Annotated in this window: 4 protein-coding genes; all 4 read right to left on the bottom strand. The window is 64.1% G+C overall.

The window, feature by feature from the left end; translation table 11 throughout:
* Positions 1 to 653: alpha/beta fold hydrolase (locus tag VIG32_04820; GenBank protein ID HEY8297328.1), on the bottom strand; the 653-nt coding region annotated here is incomplete at its 3' end.
* Positions 654 to 697: 44 nt separating this feature from the next.
* The gene (locus VIG32_04815) at positions 698 to 1,114 is read right to left on the bottom strand and encodes a type II toxin-antitoxin system VapC family toxin (protein ID HEY8297327.1); all 417 of its coding nucleotides are present in this window, start codon (positions 1,112 to 1,114) and stop codon (positions 698 to 700) included.
* On the bottom strand, positions 1,114 to 1,353 hold the full coding sequence (locus VIG32_04810; GenBank protein HEY8297326.1) for a type II toxin-antitoxin system prevent-host-death family antitoxin: 240 nt from the start codon (positions 1,351 to 1,353) through the stop codon (positions 1,114 to 1,116). Before VIG32_04810 ends, VIG32_04815 begins: the two co-directional genes overlap by 1 nt.
* Before the next feature lie 37 nt (positions 1,354 to 1,390).
* Positions 1,391 to 2,585 (bottom strand): FAD/NAD(P)-binding protein (locus VIG32_04805; GenBank protein HEY8297325.1); only part of this gene is annotated, 1,195 nt, incomplete at its 5' end.

Genomic DNA, 2,585 nt, shown 5'->3' with positions numbered 1-2,585 from the left:
AGCTCCGTCATGTACTCGCTGGTCGCGGCGGGATCGGCGCCTTTGCCGAATGCGACCACGGTATCCACGTTTTTCGCTTGCGTCATGTACGGCACGCTGTAGGTTTTGGCGCCGGCCATGAGTTGATCGGGCGTCAGGTTCGCGAGCGGCGCCGCTATTTGCGCGGCGTTCGCGGATCGCTGGGCGGCGGTCATCGCGTCCATACCGTAAAACACCGGCAAGCCGTCGACGGCGATCGCGCCGCGCAGCAGATCGCTGTGTTCTTCCGCGATGCGCAGCACGGTGAAACCGCCGAGGCTGTGCCCGATCGCCACCGGTTTGTTTAGATGCTCTTGCGCGATTAGCGAAACGACATCGGATACGGCTTTTTCGATCATCGGCGATTGCGTGGGTTTCGTTCCGCCGAAGCCCGCAAGCGTCAGCGCGTAGATCGTATGCGTCGGTGCAAATCGCGCGATCGTCCCGCTCCAAACGGCCGCGCTGTCGGTAAGTCCGGGAATAAGGATGAGTGCTGGTTCGCCGGTGCCATATTTATCGACGTGCGTCGCGCCGATGTCGAAACTCGAGGCCGGCTTCGGCATCGTTACCGCACCGGCCAATCCATACGCTAACGCCCCAAAAACGAGCGCGAAAATAAAGCTCAGTCGTTTCATCTTTTCCCCCGGTGCTAAATGGCGTCGATTGTTCGATGCGCCTATCATTCCCCCGGGCTCCAGAGCAAGCCTAGCGCACTCGCGGCCGAGGCGAGGGCAGCATCGCGCGTTAATAGGGGCGCGCCTCTGCGAAATGCCAGTTCGAGATACGTCGCGTCGTACGCCGAGAGCTCAAAGCGCCGCGCCAGGGCAACCTCTGTTACGAAATCGAGCGGTGGCGGCCGGGGGTCGAATTCAATTGGCAGGCAAGCAAGATCGTCAAGCATGGCGGCACTCTGGTCCGGCGCCAGGCGATTTTTTCGCTCGGCGGTAACCAGCGCGTTCTGCAACTCGGCGCGCCATAGTACGGGCACGAGGGCACCTCGGGTGCTGACCGCGTGCAGCATCGCCAGGGCCGCCTCGTCACGCTCGTCGGCCAGGAGCCACGATAGCGTGGCCGAGGCGTCCAACACGCACTGCACTATTGCCGTCGTCCCTCGTCTATGAGTTTGCGAGCGGGGATGCCGACGCAAATCTTGCGCGCGAGAATGCTCTTAACCGCATCCGCCGGCGATCGCTTTATCAGAGTGGCCGCAGCAACGGGACCGATCTGCGCCACGGGACGCCCTTTTTTGGTGACCACGATGGTCTCGCCCCGTTCGGCGGCCTGAATGAGTGCCGAAAAGTGGGTTTTGCCCTCAAAAGCACCTACTGTTTTCATGCAACTAGTTTATCGAGCTAGTTGTATGAAGTCAAGTTTAACCGGCGATCGTCAGGACCGCGGGTTCGGCGACGAGGTGTTCGGCGAGGGCGGCGGCTTGGCGGCGAATCTCCGGGATCGCCGTGCTTTCGTAGCGCTCGCCGCGCAGCGGAGGGCCGATCGCGAAGAGCGATTGTGAGGGGCGGCCGTCGCGGCCGATGGCGGCGTACTCCGCCGTCGCGCGGATGCCCATGCTAAGTGCGTCGGGCGCGATGAGGCCGCGCCGCACGAGATTGCGTACCAGCGGATCGTCGATGCGCGCGTAATCGCTCTGCGGCCCGGTGCAGTTGATGACGTGCGCGACATCGAGATCGGTGGTCACGCGTCCGCGATGCAGCGTGAGGCGACCGCTGCGCGCGAGATCGGCCCAGACGCGCGCGGTTGCGGCGGGTACGCGATAGCGATGAATCGACCAGTACGCTTCGAGATGACGCAGAAATTGCCGGCGCTCGCGAAGCGACCACCCGGACCAAATTGCCGGCGTCGTCGCCCGAATCGACTCGACGATCGGACGCCAATCGCGACCGTGCGCCGCTTCCCGCCGCGCCGCGCGGCGCATCGTGCGCAAAAGCCGATACGGACTCGTCACATCGAGGCCGAACCGCGCCGCATCGGGCGCCTCTGCAAACGGATCTTCCACGAGCGGGACCAATCCGCGGCGCGATAGCACGTGCAGGCCCCCGGTGAATCCGCGCTCTTGCAACGTTACCGCAACGTCCATCGCGGTGAGACCGCTGCCGACGCACAGCACGTCGCCGCGAATCTCGCTCGCATCGAACCGCCAGGGATTCGCAACGTACCCGGGGTGGGAACGCAAGGATGCTGGAAGCGCTTCGTCCGTCGGCGCGAAATTTCCGAGCGCCAACACCACGGTTGCCGCGTATTGCATGCGTCCGTCGCAATCGACGAGTTCGTAGCCGCCGCCGCGTGGTACGAGGTCCACGATCTGCGCGCGCTCGCGCGAGAGCGTCGGGCATCGCGCCAACGCATCGTCGAGCAAGTCGCGAACGTACTCGCCGAAGCGGGAGCGCGGAATCAACGTGTGACCCGGTTCGTCTGTAAGCCAGCGCACGAGATGCTGCTCGTCGTCCTCGAACGCGCTCATCGTGCGGGCCGTGCCGTTCATCAAATGGCTGCGCGATGGCGCGGCATAGGCGGTTCCGGGGCCAAAGGCTTCGCGATCGAGCAGCAGC

Source organism: Candidatus Baltobacteraceae bacterium (assembly GCA_036559195.1).
Taxonomy (GTDB): domain Bacteria; phylum Vulcanimicrobiota; class Vulcanimicrobiia; order Vulcanimicrobiales; family Vulcanimicrobiaceae; genus JALYTZ01.
Note: the sequence above shows the minus strand (reverse complement) of the source record. Positions and strands in the feature narration are given on the sequence as shown.